The 17,753-nt window shown below is 47.9% G+C and carries 14 protein-coding genes; 7 read left to right on the forward strand and 7 right to left on the reverse strand.

What is annotated here, in order from left to right; genetic code table 11:
- The first annotated feature begins 357 nt into the window (after positions 1-357).
- The 3 genes from ACM64D_RS08305 to ACM64D_RS08315 are packed head-to-tail and all read left to right on the forward strand — an operon-like array spanning position 358 to position 4,298.
- Positions 358-1,791 carry a RecQ family ATP-dependent DNA helicase gene (locus ACM64D_RS08305; RefSeq protein ID WP_415062980.1) on the forward strand — a complete coding sequence of 478 codons (1,434 nt, stop codon included), beginning with the start codon at positions 358-360 and terminating at the stop codon, positions 1,789-1,791.
- Positions 1,791-2,480, forward strand: coding sequence for a leucyl/phenylalanyl-tRNA--protein transferase (gene aat, locus ACM64D_RS08310; RefSeq protein WP_415062736.1), 690 nt, complete (start codon positions 1,791-1,793; stop codon positions 2,478-2,480). Before ACM64D_RS08305 ends, aat begins: the two co-directional genes overlap by 1 nt.
- 18 nt (positions 2,481-2,498) lie before the next feature.
- Positions 2,499-4,298, forward strand: a complete 1,800-nt coding sequence (locus ACM64D_RS08315) for an ABC-F family ATP-binding cassette domain-containing protein (protein WP_415062737.1) — start codon at positions 2,499-2,501, stop codon at positions 4,296-4,298.
- Between the two features lie 78 nt (positions 4,299-4,376).
- On the opposite strand, the gene ACM64D_RS08320 is transcribed toward ACM64D_RS08315, so the two are convergent.
- Genes ACM64D_RS08320 through ACM64D_RS08330 form a run of 3 tightly spaced genes read right to left on the reverse strand, consistent with a single transcriptional unit; the run spans position 4,377 to position 7,524 of the window.
- Positions 4,377-5,273, reverse strand: coding sequence for a hypothetical protein (locus ACM64D_RS08320; RefSeq protein ID WP_415062738.1), 897 nt, complete (start codon positions 5,271-5,273; stop codon positions 4,377-4,379).
- Between the two features lie 11 nt (positions 5,274-5,284).
- Complete coding sequence (locus tag ACM64D_RS08325) at positions 5,285-6,754, reverse strand: TolC family protein (protein ID WP_415062739.1); 1,470 nt, start codon at positions 6,752-6,754, stop codon at positions 5,285-5,287.
- Positions 6,748-7,524: a hypothetical protein gene (locus ACM64D_RS08330; protein ID WP_415062740.1), complete on the reverse strand. Its 777-nt coding sequence runs from the start codon at positions 7,522-7,524 to the stop codon at positions 6,748-6,750. Before ACM64D_RS08330 ends, ACM64D_RS08325 begins: the two co-directional genes overlap by 7 nt.
- Before the next feature lie 209 nt (positions 7,525-7,733).
- Between ACM64D_RS08330 and ACM64D_RS08335 the strand changes: the two genes are divergently transcribed.
- Positions 7,734-10,883 carry an efflux RND transporter permease subunit gene (locus ACM64D_RS08335; protein ID WP_415062741.1) on the forward strand — a complete coding sequence of 1,050 codons (3,150 nt, stop codon included), beginning with the start codon at positions 7,734-7,736 and terminating at the stop codon, positions 10,881-10,883.
- 81 nt (positions 10,884-10,964) lie between these two features.
- Entirely contained in the window at positions 10,965-11,576 is a 612-nt protein-coding gene (locus tag ACM64D_RS08340) for a 16S rRNA (guanine(527)-N(7))-methyltransferase RsmG (RefSeq protein WP_415062742.1), read from the forward strand.
- Here the strand turns inward: ACM64D_RS08340 and ygiD are convergent.
- Entirely contained in the window at positions 11,573-12,343 is a 771-nt protein-coding gene (gene ygiD / locus ACM64D_RS08345; RefSeq protein ID WP_415062743.1) for a 4,5-DOPA dioxygenase extradiol, read from the reverse strand. The two genes, ACM64D_RS08340 and ygiD, sit on opposite strands and share 4 nt — an antisense overlap.
- A gap of 6 nt (positions 12,344-12,349) precedes the next feature.
- Positions 12,350-12,952 (reverse strand): YceI family protein, encoded by a 603-nt coding sequence (locus ACM64D_RS08350; protein ID WP_415062744.1) that lies wholly within the window; start codon positions 12,950-12,952, stop codon positions 12,350-12,352.
- Positions 12,953-13,045: 93 nt separating this feature from the next.
- On the opposite strand from ACM64D_RS08350, the gene ACM64D_RS08355 reads away from it, so the two are divergent.
- Positions 13,046-13,945 carry a LysR family transcriptional regulator gene (locus ACM64D_RS08355; RefSeq protein WP_415062745.1) on the forward strand — a complete coding sequence of 300 codons (900 nt, stop codon included), beginning with the start codon at positions 13,046-13,048 and terminating at the stop codon, positions 13,943-13,945.
- A gap of 2 nt (positions 13,946-13,947) precedes the next feature.
- On the opposite strand, the gene ACM64D_RS08360 is transcribed toward ACM64D_RS08355, so the two are convergent.
- Together ACM64D_RS08360 and thiL are read right to left on the reverse strand one after the other, a co-directional pair.
- Positions 13,948-14,487: a PilZ domain-containing protein gene (locus ACM64D_RS08360; protein WP_415062746.1), complete on the reverse strand. Its 540-nt coding sequence runs from the start codon at positions 14,485-14,487 to the stop codon at positions 13,948-13,950.
- Positions 14,488-14,554: 67 nt separating this feature from the next.
- A complete protein-coding gene (gene thiL / locus ACM64D_RS08365; protein WP_415062747.1) occupies positions 14,555-15,505 on the reverse strand; it encodes a thiamine-phosphate kinase in 951 nt (316 codons plus the stop codon).
- 78 nt (positions 15,506-15,583) lie between these two features.
- Between thiL and ppk1 the strand changes: the two genes are divergently transcribed.
- Positions 15,584-17,749: a polyphosphate kinase 1 gene (ppk1, locus tag ACM64D_RS08370; protein WP_415062748.1), complete on the forward strand. Its 2,166-nt coding sequence runs from the start codon at positions 15,584-15,586 to the stop codon at positions 17,747-17,749.
- Positions 17,750-17,753 lie beyond the last annotated feature (4 nt).

Consider the following 17,753-nt stretch of genomic DNA (forward strand, 5'->3'; position numbering starts at 1 on the left):
TTAAATCGGTAAAAGCTTTGCCTTAAACCGACCGCTAGAGTGACCCTGTATACGGGTCACTGTTTATTTAAATAGTTAATTTTATGAAAGCATTCGAATTATCACCAAATAGTGCCGAGTGCAAAAGAAGATTCTACGGGCTAGTCGCGACGCAATGCTACAAAATAATTTCATGGGAGGCGCTTCCCTCTGAATTTGAGACACGGCTTCCGGCCTGGCTGCTCCCGCCATACGGCGGGGGGCCATCCAGGCCCCGCAGAGGTCACCAATCCAGAGGGAAGCGCCTCCCTTAGAATTATTTTGAACATAGCTTTCGGGTGCGGGTAGGATTTGAGGATGAGTGTGGATTTAAAACAGATGCTTTGTTCTCATTTTCCTTTCTCTTCTTTTCGGGGGGAGCAGGAGGCTATTTTGCGCAAAGTTTGGGCAAATGAAAACCTCCTCGCATTAATGCCGACGGGAATGGGAAAAAGCCTCTGTTTTCAGTTCCCAGCCAAGGTCCGAGACGGGCTCGTGATCGTGATTTCGCCTCTGATCGCCTTGATGCAGGATCAGGTTTATAAAGCCCAGGATCTGGGGATTGCGGCCACATTCTTAAGTTCCACCTTGAGTCGAGACGAGCGGGAGCTTCGTCAAACCCGGTTGGCCAAAGGGGACTTTAAACTTCTTTATGTGACACCCGAGCGCTTCAGAAAGCCTGAGTTTTTAGAAGCCATCAAGAATCGCAAGGTTCAACTTCTGGCCGTCGATGAGGCGCATTGTATTTCCCAGTGGGGGCACGATTTCCGCCCTGACTATTCACGAGTAGGAGAGTTTCGCGCCCTTTTAGGCAATCCACCGACTTTGGCTTTGACGGCGACCGCAACCCCGGAAGTGCAAAAAGATATTTTGGCGAAACTAAATATGCCGCAGGCTGAAATTATTTCCGCTGGGATCGAGCGCCCCAATCTGGCTTTGAGCGTTCACGATATTTACGGCATCGATGAGAAGATCCGGGCGATTGTGGGCCTTCGTCATCAACATAACGGAGCCGCGATTGTTTATTGTTCGTTGATTCAAACATTAAAGAAAATCTCTTCCGCTCTTCAGCGTTTGGGGATGGAGCATTTAGTATATCACGGGGATTTGTCACCGCAGGATCGTAAACGCAATCAAAAAAGATTTATCAGTGAAGGCGCTCCGTTGATGATTGCGACCCCTGCGTTTGGGTTGGGGATTGATAAAGAAAATGTGCGCCTCTTAATTCACGCTGAAACTCCCAATGCCTTAGAGTCTTATTTTCAAGAAGTGGGGCGTGCGGGACGGGATGGACAAGAGTCTTCTTGTCACTTGCTTTACGATCAAGACGACGTGTCCATTCAGATGGAGTTTTTAAAGTGGTCTCATCCCGAACCGGAATTCATTCGCAAAATCTATCAATTGATCGAGGAAAAACGCCTGCAGGTCGATCAGGGTGGGTTTGATTTTTTACGCGAACAGATGAATTTTAAAAACCGTCGGGATTTTCGTCCCGAAGCGGCGGTCGGTATTTTGGAGCGTTGGGGCTGCCTAGAAAAGTCCGAGGACCACTTTCCTTATGCTTGTGTTCATGAACCGACAGACGAGCAGTTCACTCAGGAAAATGGTGTGGAGATCTTAAAGGGCCAAAACACCAAACTTCTCAAAATGGTTCAGTGGGCCACTCAAGATTCCGAGTGTCGTTTGAATCGCATCTATCATTATTTTGGTCATGAACATGAAACACCTTGCGGAAAGTGTGATGTGTGTCTGATGAAAAATCAGGAGGCGTGATGGGGGTCAAACCTTTGCGTTCTTCCGTTGATTTTCCAGATCCTCGGGATACATTGGCCGAAGGTATTATTGCCGTCGGTGGCAAGTTGGATGTCGGCACCCTTTATGCCGCTTATTCTCGAGGGATTTTTCCTTGGCCACAACCAAATCTTCCGATGTTGTGGTTTTCGCCCGAACGGCGAGGGATTTTAGAGTTTAAAGATTTCAAAGTTTCAGAAAGTCTGCAGCGCTTTCGTCGGAAGAATCCGCAAATAGAATTTACGGTGAACAAAGATTTTCCTCATGTGATGGAGGAGTGTGCCAAGCAACCTCGTCCGGGGCAAGAGGGCACCTGGATTACCCCGATGATGAAGAGGGCTTACCACGACTTCTTCAAGGCCGGTTATTGCCTTTCCGTGGAAGTCCGTGAAGACAATATTCTGATTGGCGGAATTTATGGTGTTCTGGTGGAGGGGGTTTTTAGTGGCGAAAGCATGTTCTATAAAAAGCCCAATGCTTCCAAGCTGGCTCTTTGGTATCTGGTAGACCTACTAAAAAGCCAGGGTCATGAATGGATGGACGTTCAGATGGTCACGCCTGTTGTTGGTAGTATGGGCGGAAAGTACGTCGATCGTGAGGACTATTTAGAAATGCTTGAAAAAAGGCATCATTCATATTCTCAGCCAGAAAATCCTAGCGGAGATCGTTAATTCAACGTACTTTAGGTCATGCTTCTTATTAATACTCATAAGTTAGAAAAATCATTTGCCGGAAAATCCCTCTTTAGCAATGTCAGCTTAGGCATTGAAGACGGCGAACGAGTTGGTTTGGTGGGCCCCAATGGGGCTGGTAAATCCACTTTGCTGCGAATTCTTGCCGGAAAAATGGACGCCGATGGTGGCGACGTCACCACGAAAAAAGGTCTGCGTATGGGCTTTTTAGAGCAGACGCCGACTTTTGCCAAAGGAGAAACAATCCTCGATGCGGTTTTGAGCAAAGCCAACTATGACGAGGCCATTGGTTCTGCCTATGAATGGATTGCACGCTTGGAGCTCTCTCAGTTCGGCGAAGATTTTAAAGTCGAAGATCTTTCTGGGGGTTGGAAAAAACGCGTGGCTTTGGCGCGGGAACTGATTTTGGAACCAGAACTCTTGCTTCTGGATGAGCCGACGAATCATCTCGATGTCTCCAGTATTTTATGGTTGGAGGAGTTTTTAGAAAAAGCACCTTTTGCGACTTTGATTATCACCCATGATCGTTTGTTCTTGCAGCGTGTGACCAACAAGATTTTTGATCTGGATCCGAAGAACCCCAACTACTTGTTGTCGGTCAAGGGCGGATACTTGGAGTATTTGGAAGCCAAAGAGCAGCTTTTACAGGCGCAAGAGCAGCGCGAGGTGGTTCTTAAAAACACTCTTCGTCGAGAAACCGAATGGCTCCGTCGCGGAGCTAAAGCTCGTCAGACCAAACAAAAAGCGCGCATTGAACGGGCCGGAACTTTGAAAGAAGACGTTCAGGATTTGACCGTCAAAAATGCCGCGCGAGTGGCGAAGATTGAATTTAAAGATGCCGAACGCAATCCACAAAAGTTGATTGAAGTCGACCATATCACCAAAGCTTACAATGGCCGAGTTCTTTTCAAAGACTTCTCATACCTTGTGAATCCGAAAACGCGTTTGGCGTTGCTTGGCGATAACGGCACCGGGAAGTCCACTCTGATCCGTATCTTGCTGGGGCAGGAAACGCCTGATTCGGGAAGAGTCGTACAAGCGGACAAGCTGAAGGTGGCCTATTTCGAACAAAATCGTGAGACCTTAAAACCCAAAGAATCTGTTCTAAAAAACATCTGTCCTGAAGGGGATTACGTTCACTATCAGGGGCAATACGTTTTTGCGCGTAGCTATCTGGAAAGATTTCTATTCAATCGCCAACAAATGGATTTGCCTGTCGAAAAACTTTCTGGAGGCGAGCAAAGTCGTCTGCGTCTGGCGCAACTGATGTTGAATGAGGCGCAAGTTTTGATTCTGGATGAGCCCACCAACGATCTGGATGTGGCAACCCTGACGGTTTTAGAGGAATCACTTAAAGAATTCAACGGCGCGGTCATCCTGGTGACCCATGATCGTTATTTCATGGATCAAGTGGCGTCACAGATCATGGCGTTCCATAAACGACCGGATGGTTCAACGACACTTGAGAATTTTGTCGGCTATCTGCAATGGGAAGAGTGGTTTGAAGAGCAAAAAGCCTTGGAGGCTTTAGAACTTAAGAAGGATGCCAAAAAGGAATCGAAATCCGGTGGCAAACCCGCCAAACTTTCTTTCAAAGAGAAGTTTGAGCTAGAGAACATGGAAGCCACGATTCAGGTTTTGGAGGAAAAGCTCTCAGTCGCTCAGGCCGAGTCTCAGAAGCCTGAAATCGTCAGTCAAGCGGCGAAAGTTCAGGAACTCTATACCCAGATTTCAGAGTTACAAAATCAAATCGATAAGCTGTATGCCCGATGGGCTGAACTGGAAGCTAAGGTTTAAATCCGAGCGAAGACATGAGCAGAATCCCCTTCGCTGAAGGAAGGGGATTCGAGTTGGGTCAATCCGGGATTGAAACGACTATTTTGCTTTTTTAAGAAGAAATTCCCCTTCAAAGCCTCTGATGTTTGTTCTCCAAGAGCCTTTGTACTCGTCACCCACCAAAGTCCCTTGGAAGGTTCCCTGGTAAGGGGAGTTGTTAGGGTTGTAGCGAGGTTTCCCGGTCAAAGTTAACACCGCAGGAGAAAGCTCGGGCTGATAAACCGCAGTCAGGGTCAAGGACACGTTTCCTTCGGGATCGTCTTGGCGTTTGAATTCGCCAATCAACTGAGGAACAATGCCGGTCTTTACAACCTGAAGAGAGATCGAGAACTGGTAGGTCACCTTGCCGTCGACCACGTTTTCGCCAACATACGTGCCGGCAATGGCGTTGTACTGACGACTGAGTCTTTCGTAGTACTCATTTTCTTCGTTGCTGCCGCCGGGAACTTTGGTTTGGCTAGAGGTCAACGCCAGATCTAGAACACCAATCACGCCAGAAATAGACTTCACTTCACCGACAATTTTTTGACCAACAACTTTGGCATTGATGGTGTGAATATCATCCACGCCCAAGGTGCCCGCTTCGTTGGTTAGGATGAGTTCTGCAGTTTCCTCGATGTAGCGAGCTTTGAAGTTAAAACCAGGTCCGACTGGATTGATTTTTTTGTAGTTGCCACGCAAAACAACACGGTAACGATCTTCACCGCTTGAGTTCGTTCCACCTTGGTCTTCTAAAGTGAAAAGACGAAGTTCAACGTCTTGTTGAGCTGCGGAGGTTGTGAGTTTTCCCGTGTAGTAACCAACTACGCGGCTAAACTTGTTCATCAACTTTTGTCTTTCTTCGACTTCGCGCGCGTTGTTGGTCGCATTGTCTTTATCAAATGCGCAGCCTACGAGAGCAAGTAAAGCAGAGGCAAGAATAAGTTTCTTCATCATATGGAACCCCTCTATTTCTGATAACCTTCTGACGGAACATCGTCAGGAATAAGTTCGTCTCGGGCGGCGGCCCATTCATTAAGTGCAATGGCATAATCGCCCACCGCACGAATGTACTGAACTTCCGAGTCGAAATAATTATTTAAAGCCGTGATCAAAATCGAAATGTCGGTACGGCCTTGCGTGTAAGAGCGATTCAGCTCTTGCGAAGCCTTGTCACGGAACTCCCTTTGGCGTTGCGAACTTTGTGCAATCGCATAAGTGGATTGAACTTTTCTTTGCGCTTGAGACTCAAGATCTTGAGTCTCCATCAACTGTCTTTGCAGGCGAGTGGACTCAAGGTCTTTCGTCAGCTTTCTGTTGATAACAGTTTCATTCTGAACGTCCGAGCCAAAGTTGTATTGGAATTTAAGACCGGCATAGTATTTGGGTCTGGTGCCGGAAACCAACTCTGAATAAGAGTTCTCAGAAGATTCATCCACGCCAGTTGTGTAAACTTTGCCCACGAAATTCAAAGTGGGATAGCTCAAAGATTCCGAAGCACTTAAAGCCTCTTGGGCCGCTTCGACACGAAGTTTTTGAGAGCGAACAAGGCGCAGGTCCTCCACCTTCTTTTCAGTCAGCTTCGGAACGGGTGGAATATCCTTAGGGATTTCAAATTTAACCTCAGTGCCGGGCTCAAGAGCTAAAAGAGTCAAAAGATTCTCGACGTTTTTGAGATACTCAGTCGAGGAAGACTTCACTCGTTGTTCGCGAGTTTCGAACTCGGCCTGCACCTGAGGAAGATCCCCGGGGTTGGAGTAGCCGAGAGAGGTTTTTCTTTTAACGGCATCAACCAATTTTTTGTAGCGATCGCGAGAATTGACAGATTCGCGGAAGTTTTCTTGTGCAACATAAGTGTTCCAGAACTGACGAATGGCCTCTAAGACCACGTCCTCAAGTTCATTGGCGCGCGCGATATTGTTGGCTTGGTAAGTGAGTTCCGCTGCGTTCACATTTCCACGGTCCGCAACACCAAAAAAGTTTCCAAGCAGGGATTGTTCAAGGATCAGTCCCGCGGAATCCAGTGTTTGCTGGGACGGAGGAGGATTGGTCGTAAAAGCGTCGAGATCCACCTTCTGAGAAAGGCGGCTTAGCTCCAAGCCCAAGAGAGTTCCCGTCGTGAAGGGCTTTTGCAAGTTGACGGTTGTTTTGTAGCGTTCGTATTTATTATTGTTTTGGCTGGTGGTGGTCAGAAGGCTTGCCGACTTATCGTATTCGAAACCAGTTTCAGCGGTCACCTTCCAGTCATAAACCGACAGGGCCTGCACTGGAGCTAAGCGGAACTGTTGATACTTTAAATTCACCTCAAGCGTCTTAGGTCCCTGCTTTAAGACAAGTTCTGCCACGGTCTTTTGCGATAAAGTGATTTCTTTCGGAGCTTGAGCCCAAGCTCCCGTCAAGGATGTCGTACTAAGTAGAGCCAGAAAGATTTTTACCATGTGACTTTTGTTCCCAATTCAAAGTTGTCTTTTTGAAGTGCAATTTCAGTGTTGTCTTTAAGAGTTCTTTGCGACCATTCCGTGAAGAGAGACCATCTTTGGCCAAGGGCAAAATCAAGTCCATAACTCATGGACTCAAAGCCGGATTGTTTTGAAAAGGTGGCAAATTCATTCGAGCTCGTTTGAGTGTAAGTGACGCTGCCCATTTGCGGGGAAAGAGTCAGGCTGACACTTTGCAAGCCTTCCCATTGCAATGTCAGCAAAGGACCACCGCTAAAAAGGGTGGTGTTCAGGCGGGCGTCGTTGATTTGGTAGCCAGAGTCTAAAGTCAGGCTGGTTCCCTGGGAGGAAAATCCCGCTTTCCCGCGAAGGCCGAGTTTCCACAGAACAGATTTAGTTTTAATGGGGGTGCTTAAGACTCCCAATTCCAATCCGGGCATAAAGGTTTGATCATTTTTACCCAGATCGAAGGCGCCCGAGCCCTCTTTTTTGGCGATTCCTTCAGGTTGAAAGCTCTGTGCGGTCAGACCCGCAAAATAGCGCCAAGAACGAGTGATGATCTCGGGGCGGGGGTCTTTTAACGTGAGCATCCCAGGAACTTGGGCGTCTGTGGCAGATGTTTTGGCCAATCCCTCAACTTTGGATTCGGCAAGGGCCTTTTCGCGTAAGGAAAGTTCAGGCTTCAGAGAAAGAGTTGAGGAGTTTTTCTTGGCTTGAGCCGAACTCATGACGGAAAAAAGCGTCAGCACTACAAGGAGCGTCCATTTCATATTCTCACCTCTTGTCCCAAAAACAGGCCTATTTTTATGCGGCGTCAGGAATAGTCGTTGGGGGAGGGCCTGTCAACCTCCCTTTCTGGTTCTAAGGGGGGCTAACAAATCTATTGATTTCAAGGCCTTGAGAGCGATGTGTTGAAAGAAAATGGTAATGACTATTTTACATGGATTGCCTAGAGTGGCCCGATTAACAGGAGTGGTTGATGAGGCTCTCGGATATTTCGATTAGGAATCCCGTTTTTGCGTGGATGTTGATGTTTGGTCTGATGATTTTTGGTCTGATCTCCTTTTCTCGTATGGGGGTCAGTCAGTTGCCGGATGTGGACTTCCCGACAGTGACAGTCAGTGTGACCCTGAGCGGGGCTGCCCCTGAGGTTATGGAAACCCAGGTGGTCGACCCGATCGAGAGCTCCTTGATGACCGTTGAAGGAATTCAATCCATCAAATCCAACAGTAAAACGGGCTCTGCCAGCATCACAGTTGAGTTTGATTTGGATCGCAATATCGATGTGGCTTTGCAGGATGTGCAGGCGAAAATTGCCGGTGTTCAGCGCCTTCTTCCCGATGATGTGGATCCTCCGACAATTTCCAAAACCAACCCGGATGATCAGCCCATTTTGTGGCTGGCTTTGACTTACGATAAGAATGATCCTGAGTTCATGATGAGTTACGCCCGTGACTACCTGAAGGACCGTTTTACGACGGTGGAAGGGGTCGGCGATATTTTCCTTGGGGGTTACACGGATCCGGTGATGCGGGTGCGGGTGCGTCCGCAGGATTTGTTGCGCTATAATATTTCCGTCAACGACGTGATGGATGCAATCCGCAATGAGCACTCCGAACTTCCGGGGGGCTATATTGAGACAGAGAAAAAGAACTTCAACGTGCGTACGATGGGTGAAGCTAAGTCCGAGGATGAGTTTCGCTCGATCGTGATCAGTCGACGTGCCGGCGTGACAGTGGCGGATCCCACCAATATGGTGAAGATCCATCAGGTCGCGGATGCCAGCATGGGGTTGGACAAGATTGAACGTATTTCCCGCTTTAATGGCAAGACCGCCTTGGGAATCGGGATTCGTAAACAGCGTGGAACCAACGCGGTGGCGGTGGCCCAAGCGGTGAAGGCGAAAATCGGAGAAATTCAGGCGCAGCTTCCGGAAGGCATGAACCTTCAGGTCAACTTTGACAGTACCAAATTTATTGAGCAGTCCGTGGGGGAATTAAACCATCACTTGGTCTTGGCGGTTATTTTCACCTCGATCGTGTGTTGGTTGTTCTTGGGAAGTTGGTCGGCGACGTTCAACGTTTTGTTATCGATCCCTACATCCTTGTTGGGGGCCTTCATTGGTCTTTATTTCTTGGGATATACACTAAACACCTTCACCTTGTTGGGTTTGACTTTGGCGATTGGTATCGTGGTCGATGACGCCATCATGGTTCTGGAAAATATATTCCGTTATAACGAAAACGGACGGGGGCGTATTGAGTCCGCGATCCTCGGCGCGCGTGAGATTTCCTTTGCGGCCATGGCGGCGACCGCTGCGGTTATTGCCATCTTCTTACCGGTCGCCTTCATGAAGGGAATTATCGGGAAGTTCTTCATGCAGTTTGGTGTGACGATCTCTTTGGCGGTCTTCCTTTCGCTGGTCGAGTCTTTGACCATCACGCCGATGCGTTGTGCGGGCTTTGTGCATCACGGGGAAAGAAAGACAAAATTCGGAAGAGCCTTCGAAGCTTCCATGGAAGCTTTGAAAGTGAGTTACGAGCGTTGGTTGAAGATTTGTTTAAATCATCCCTGGAAGACGTTGTTGGCCTCTTTGATTTTTGTCGTGATTTCTTTTGTGTCCGTCAAATTTTTGAACAAAGAGATGAGCCCGGCGCAAGATCAAAGCATCTTCATGGCTCGTCTGATCATGCCGGTGGGAACTTCCATTGGATATACGGATCAACAGACCAAGAAGGCAGAACAATGGCTGCTGTCACGTCCTGAGGTAAAACAAGTTTATGCGGCGATTGGTGGTTTCGGTGGCGGAGCCTCCGACGCCAACGTCACGATGATGTTCATTACCTTGAAGGACAAAGGCCAGAGGGGGAAGGACCCTGAAAAGGGCCGGGAGTTGTCACAACAAGAGTTCATGCAGGTGGCTCGTCAGGGGCTTTCAAAAATTGAAGATATGCGCCCGGTGTTGATGGACTTGTCACAACAGGGTTTCTCCGGCGGTCGAGGTTATCCGATCGAATTTACGATCTTGGGGTCGGACTGGGCAAAACTTGCGAAGTACACGGACCAGATGATGAAGGAAATGGAAAAAAGCGGACTGATGGTCGACGTGGATTCCAACTACCTTCTGGGGATGCCTGAAATTCAGGTCAAACCAGATCGTATTGCAGCCGCTCAGCATGGCGTGAGCATCAATTCAATCGGGACCACGGTCAGTGCCCTTATTGGTGGTGTGAAGGTGGGTGAGTTCCCTCAAGGGGGGCATCGCTATGACATCAAGGTGAAGTTGGTGGATCAAGGGAAGCCCATGGACGAACTGAAAACGTTGTTTGTTGGGAACAGTCGGGGAAATCTAATTCCTCTTCCGCGTGTGACCAAGGAAGAAGTGGGCTCCAGTTTGCAGGCCATCTCCCGTTCGAATCGTCAACGCGCGATCACGGTGACGGCGAATATGAAGCCGGGGGTTTCTCAGCAAACCGCGATGGAGTATATCGAAAAGACGGCTAAAAAAATGTTCGAGCCTGGATACATGATTGATCAAGGGGGAAGTTCGAAGACGTTCAAAGAGTCCTTCCAAAGTTTAATTTTGGCGTTGGTGTTGGGACTTGTGATCGCCTACATGGTTTTGGCCAGCCAGTTCAACTCGTTCATTGATCCGGTGACTATTTTGATGGCGTTGCCGTTTAGTTTTAGTGGTGCCTTCTTTGCGCTGCTGATCACGGGGCAGTCTTTAAATATGTACTCGATGATCGGTCTTCTTCTTTTGATGGGGATTGTGAAAAAGAACTCTATTTTGTTGATTGAATTTACGAACACGGTCCGCGACCGTGGGACCAGGGAAGCGACCAAGGCTTTGATTGAAGCCTGTCCGATACGTCTTCGCCCGATTTTGATGACGTCGTTTGCAACCATCGCGGCAGCGGTGCCTTCGGCGACGGCCACGGGAGCGGGCTCGGAGACCATGCGTCCGATGGCGATTTGTCTTATCGGGGGCGTGTTCGTTTCGACGGCCTTGACCTTGTTTGTGGTTCCGGTGGTTTATCAGTTGATGGATAGATTCAAGAAGCGGGATGAAGTCCGAGAGAAAACCAGACAGGCTTTTGCTGCCGTCGGCATGGAAGCTTTGGATTAAAGTAAGAAAAGGCTCTCTTCGGAGGGCCTTTTTTTTATGATTTGTTGGCCAGTCTCATAAAATTCGATTATCTTCTGGTATATGAACTTCGATGCAAAAATTCCTCTTTTACTTCAGTTGGGTTTTCGGGAAGCGGCTTTGCCGCAGCTGAAGGCTTATATCGATCTCTTGTGGTCTGCCAATGAAGAGCTCAATTTGATCAGTCGTCAAATGACCTTTGATGAGCTTATGGATAATCACGTTATTGACTGCCTTTTGCCGTTAAAGCTTTTTCCTGAGGGTGTGAAGTCGGCGGCGGATTTTGGTTCTGGGGGAGGTCTTCCGGCGGTGATCTATGCCATCCAGTTTCCCGAGATCGCGTATCACTTGTATGAAAAAAGTCCGAAGAAGCAAATCTTCTTGAATCAGTGCAAGACGATTGCTCCGAATTTGCAGATTCACGGCGAGATTCCTAAAGAGCTTAAGAATATCGATATTGTGACAGCGCGAGGATTTAAACCGATTGATGTGATTTTAGAAGTCAGTCGGGATTATTATAAGAAAAACGGCAAATACTTTTTGCTGAAAGCCCGCCGGGAAAAAATCGAGGAAGAGCTTGTTCTTGCGCGCAAGAAATTTAAAGACTTGAAGGTTCGTATTGAACCGTTGAAGTCTCCCGTTCTTGAAGTGGAACGCCATCTAGTTTTGATTTAACTCCAAAGAACAGAACGCATCGAAAGACTTCCCATCTCATAACCTTCGTATGGGTAAGAGATGGCATCAGAAGTTTGGGAAGCTCCAAGACAATAAAGCAGAGGGAGATAGTGTTCAGGAGTCGGAACGGCGAGTTCCGATGTCGCGCCTATTTTTTCTTCGAAGTGGGTCAGGGTGACTTCATCCCTTTCTTCGAGAGCTTTCTTTACTGCCAGGTCAAACTCTTGAGCCCAAGGATAGGCGGCGGTCGGTTCGTGCCAATTCAGGGTGGCGAGATTATGTACGATATTCCCACTGCCTAAGATCAGAATGCCTTTTTCGCGCAATGAGCGCAGGTGACGTCCCATTTCCAGATGTTGTTTTGGTGTTTTGTTGATGTCCAGGCTGACTTGAAAAACGGGAATGTCGGCATGAGGGTACATGTGAACTAACACGGACCAAGTCCCGTGATCTAGTCCCCATTTTTCATTGAGGGTGGCCTGGGGAAGTAACTTTTGAGTCTCATGTGCCAAACCTAAGGGGCCTCGTGCTGGATACTGAAGGTCAAAAAGAGGTTTGGGGAAGCCATAGAAATCGTGAATGGTGGGAGGGGCTGCGTTGTATAAGACTTGTGTTCCCTGCGTCTCCCAATGGGCGGAGACGCAAAGAACAGCCTGTGGTTTGGGAAGTGTGGCTCCCAGTTTGTGGAGACTCTCCGAGAAGGCGTTCTTAGCGAGCGCATTCATTGGCGAGCCGTGACCGACAAAGAGCACAGGCATTTGTCGCATAAAATATTAACCTTTCTTTTCGATAGGCTTGTTGGCCTCGATCTTGATGATCAAAGTCACGTCATCACCTACCACGGGACCGGCTTCAACAGCTTTGCTCCAAGTCAAACCGAAATCTTTACGATTGATTTTTCCTGTCGCAGAGAAAGCCACCTTATGATTTCCAAAAGGGTCGTTCACGTCACCGAGGTATTTTACGTCCAAAGTGACTTCCTTTGTTACACCCTTCAAGGTCAGGTCGCCAACCAGTTTTAGGTTTTCAGCAGAACCAACCACCTTTTTTGTGACAAAAGTCATTTTTGGATTCTTGGCGACATCAAAAAAGTCAGGACTTTTTAAATGATCATCGCGGTCTTTGTTGGCCGTATCGATCGAGGCAATATCGATATTGAGATTGGCTTTTGATTTATCCAATTTTTTGTCGATGGTAATAGCGCCATCAAACGAGGTGAAGCGTCCTTCAACCGTCGCGATTACGAGGTGAGGGATTTCAAAGCCGATTTTCGAGTGGGCGCCGTCGATTTTATAAGATCCTTCGGGGATCGTTTTTCCGGCAAAGGCGGCGGCGCTGGCCAAGGTAACAAGGGCGGTCAGGATTAACTTTTTCATTTGGGATTCTCCTTTTATGTTGTTTTTCACCCCTGCAGTATCGTCGTAATTGGATTATTGCGTAAGGTGACATATTTGAGATAGACTGTTCCAATGATGGAACAATTAGATTTGAATCAAATACGCACATTTGTGAGACTTGTTCAGGCGGGGAGTTTTACCAAGGCCGCCGAGGTGCTGCGCCAGCCCAAATCTCGGGTCAGTCGCCGTTTGTCCGCACTGGAAAAGGAGCTGGGGGTGCAGCTCGTTTATCGGACCACGCGTCAGTTTCAACTGACCGAAATGGGACGGGTCTATTATGAGAGAGCTCAAGGTTTGATTGAAGGTTTGGAAAGCCTTTCCACGGAGGTCAGTGAAACCACGGCCGAGGTCTCGGGTTTGATTAAGATCACGGCTTCGGATGACATGGGGATTAAACAATTGCCTTCGATTCTGGATGAGTTCTCAAAACAATATCCTCAGGTCCGATTTGAACTGTTTCTTACGCAGGCTTATGTTGATTTGGTTAAAGAGTCCGTGGATGTGGCGGTTCGTATTGGCATTCTGAAAGACAGCTCTTTGCGGGTTCGGCGAGTGGGAGTCGTGAAGAATATTTTTGTCGCGACGCCGGGATTTTTGGAGCGTTATCGCCAATGGGAAGATCTGTCCCAGTTTAGTTCCTTGCCTTTTGTGGGACTCACTGTGATGCCAAAACTGGAGGTTTTTCGCGGGACGGAGGGGAAGAAGATCACTTTGAAGCCCCATTTGGTCTGTTCCGCAAACAATCCGGCCATGCTGGTGGAGATGGCTTTGTTGGGAAAAGGAATCGCTTTTGTTCCTGAGTTTTTGTGTGTGGAGCATTTAAGGTCTGGCCGTCTTGTGCATATTTATAAAAGCTTGCGTGGAAGTGAGGTTCCCGTCAGCATTGTGACGCCCGAACAAAAAGAAGTTTCGTTAAAAGTTAAAAAGTTCAGTGAGTTTGCGGCGAAGAGACTCAAAGAAATGCTGGCGTAAATCTAAAAAAGACGCAGTAGGATTTTATAAAGGCCTGCGTATTCAAAACGAAAAAGACTCCAGATCGTTCCGCACCAAAGAAAGGCGAGAAGACCCATCATCACTAATTGGGGAAGGCGAGCCAGGCTGAATTGCGCCGGCGAACGGTTGAGTAAATCGTCAATGTGGCCTCGCTCTTGGTTTTCTTTGAATTTTCTAGCCAAACCTTGAGCCAAGGCAATCCGTTGAGACATCTCGAGTTTATAGAAATGAACGCCCACAAGCATTCGAGATTCAGAAATGTTTTCTAAGCGTGTGACGATTCCATAACAAGCCATTTGTTTAGAGCCGGGTGGCGTGAATTGAATCTTCACGACCTCGCCCAGCAAGGGGCAAAGGTCATCGGGAGCTGTGAAGGCCAGCCCTGTTAACGAGACATTTTTAATTTCAGTGCCTTCTTCCCAGGGAATTTGTTTGGGACCCGCCACGCGGACCAGGCTGTCATCCTCAGTGTTGAGAATGTAGCGCGGTGATCTTCCATGGTAGCGAGCAAGACTGGTCATACTGGTCTTTTCGGTTGGCCGGGCCTCCTGCTTAAGCAAACATTGCGAATCATTTTGAGACGAAAGCTTAAAAGTGCCGCCAGCCTTTGAATTCCGTGATTTCTTTTTTGCCGTCGGCGTGCGTGACGAAAACCCCCGGGGATTCGGTAAACTGCCCGACCAGATGCCAGCCTGGGAAAAGGTCATAGTCGTCAGGGGAGATCGCCAGAAGAAGTTCAAAGTCTTCGCCTCCCCAAAGTGCAAATTCTTCGACGGGAATTCCTAGCGCCAAAGACATTTTCGAAGTGTCTGCATGAAGAGGAAGATTTTCCGAAAAGATATGAAAGCCCAATGGCTGAGGGCAAAGTTGAAGGGCGTCGTTGATAAGTCCATCGCTACAGTCCATCAGGGCGTGTACTTTGTCGTGACGTTCTTGCAGGCCGGAAACCAGATCCAAGCGCGGCAGGGGGCGCAGGTGTTTCCTTTTTGCCTCGTCATAACCTTCTTTCTTTTTGGTCAGAGCCAGTAATCCTGTGTGCGACAATCCGAGGGGACCACTGCTCAGCAGGAGATCTCCGGATTGCACTCCTTTGCGGGTCAAAGGTTTTTCAACAGATCCATGCATGCTGACGTCAATGACCAGTTTATCATGAGTGGCGGAAAGGTCTCCGCCAACGATTTCGCAATTGTATTCGTCGCCGAGACTGCTCATGCCTTTATAGAAGTCGTCAAGCCAAGATTCGTTTATTTTTGCAGGCAAAGCCAACGAGACCTGGGCGAAATGAGGTTGGGCTCCCATAGCAGCAATATCGCTCAGATTGACCGACAAGGCTTTGTGCCCAAGATCAAAAGCACTCGCATAGTCCAGTTTAAAGTGAATATCCTCAACCATCATATCTTGGCAAATCACTGAATAACCAGGGAAGTTCTTAAAGACAAAGGCGTCATCACCCAGCGGTACAACGGTGTGTTCGTTTTGACGCTGGACCCGATAGCGAATCATCTGAATAAGCGACCATTCTTTCGGAGTATTTTGCATGCCATTTTCCCTGAGAAGACATTGCTAAAAATTTGGCTTTATTGTGAAATAGCTAGACGAGGAGTCAAGGAGGATTCTTTGAATACGTCAAAAGTGGCTTCGCCGAAAAGAACATCTAAAAAGAAATCGACAAGAAAGCCCAAGGTTGTCGAACATCCTCTGTCATCTGAAAGTCTTTTCAGCAGTCGAGAAATCGGATGGTTGAATTTCAATCGTCGTGTTTTGACTGAAGCGGAAGATCATCGCAATCCTCTTTTAGAGCGGGTGAAGTTCCTGAGTATTTCGAGCTCCAATTTGGACGAGTTTTTTATGAAACGAGTCGGTGGCTTGAAGCGCCATGTGGCGTATGGCATTTCTCCGAAGTCGTCAGATGGCAAAACGCCGCTGCATCAACTTCAAGAGATTCGTCAATTTGTGAACCCTATGTTAAAAGACCAGGCCCATTGTTATTATAAATCTTTAAAGCCCGCTCTTGAAAAAGAGGGTGTCTTTCTTCTGACTTGGAAAGAACTGACAGAGAAAGAAAAGGACCTGGTCAAAAAATACTACAACAAAAATGTTTTTCCCGTTTTGACGCCTCTGTCGGTGGACCCGGGGCATCCGTTTCCTTTTATTTCAAACTTGTCTATTTCGCTTGGCGTGACTTTGAAGCATCCCAACAATGAAGATAAGCTGTTTGCACGGATCAAGGTTCCCAAAGTTTTGCCTCAGTGGATTCGCGTGGATTCAGAGTCTTCGACGTTAAAATTTGTAAGTCTGCTGGAAGTGATCAAAGAGAATCTTGCGGATCTTTTTCCGGCCATGCAGGTTTTGGACGTGATGCCGTTTCGTCTCACTCGCAACGCGGATTCGGATCATGATCAAGAGGATGCGGAAGATTTGCTGGAAGCCATTGAAGAAGAGTTGCGCCAGCGTCGATTTGCCGAAGTGGTCCGTCTGGAGCATGGCCCCCACCCGGATCCTTGGATGCTGAAGTTCCTCATGGAAGAGCTGGAAATTTCGGAAGAAGATATTTACGAACTGCCGGGTCTGTTGGATTTTTCAGATCTCGGAGTCATTGCAGATGTTAATTTGCCGAAGCTTAAGTTTGAACCCTACACCCCCGTTGTCCCGCCAGCATTTGCCGAGGAGGGCGTGGGGATATTTAACTCAATTAAGATTGCAGATCAGTTGATCCACAATCCTTTTGAAAGTTTTGCTGCTTCGGTAGAAAAATTCATTCGTGTGGCTTGTGACGATCCCAAAGTTTTGGCCATCAAGATGACCTTGTATCGTACCGGCGACAACAGCCCCTTTATTCGTTCATTAATCCGCGCGGCAGAACAAGGTAAACAAGTAGTTTGCCTGGTTGAACTCAAAGCCCGCTTTGACGAAGAACGAAACATCTATTGGGCGACGGAATTGGAAAACGCCGGCGTTCATGTCGTTTATGGTGTTGTGGGATTGAAAACTCATGCGAAGACCGCTTTGGTGGTGCGCCAAGAGCAAGAGGGACTTAAGTGCTATTGCCATATCGGAACGGGAAACTACAATGTGGCGACCTCAAGATTTTACACGGACCTGGGGCTCTTAACAGCCAGGGATGAAATCACCAATGATGTGGTTGAGTTCTTTCATTATCTAACCGGACGTTCATTAAAGAACAACTATCAGAATTTATTAATTGCGCCGGTGAATATGTTTACGCGCTTTAAAGCCATGATTGAACGTGAAGCAGAGCACGCCAAGGCGGGGCGGCCCGCGCAAATTATCGCCAAGTTTAATAACTTCGAAGAAAATGATATTGCGGTGGCACTCTATGCAGCCTCTCAAAAAGGTGTGGATATCGATATGATCGTGCGCGGATTTTGCTGTTTGCGTCCGGGTGTTCCAGGCATGAGCGAAAAGATTCGTGTGATCTCCATCATTGGAAGATATTTGGAACACTCGCGACTTTTCTATTTTAGAAATGGTGCCAAAGATCCGGTCGATGGCGAGTTCTTTATTGGCTCTGCTGACTGGATGTATCGGAATCTTCATGCTCGCGTAGAGGCCATTGTGCCTATTTTGGATCGCAATCTTCGTGAAAAGTGTTGGGAAATCCTTCAGCTTTGCATTAAAGAACAGCGTCAGGCTTGGCAGATGAATTCGGATGGAACCTACACCCATCGAACCTCTTCAGAGGTCGGAATTCATCAGACCCTGATGCAAATCGCCAAGACACGAATCAGCATGGTTGAAGAAAATCATTCGGGAGCGGAGTAGACGT

Origin of the sequence: Bdellovibrio sp. (assembly GCF_047637665.1) — a bacterium.
Classification (GTDB): domain Bacteria; phylum Bdellovibrionota; class Bdellovibrionia; order Bdellovibrionales; family Bdellovibrionaceae; genus Bdellovibrio.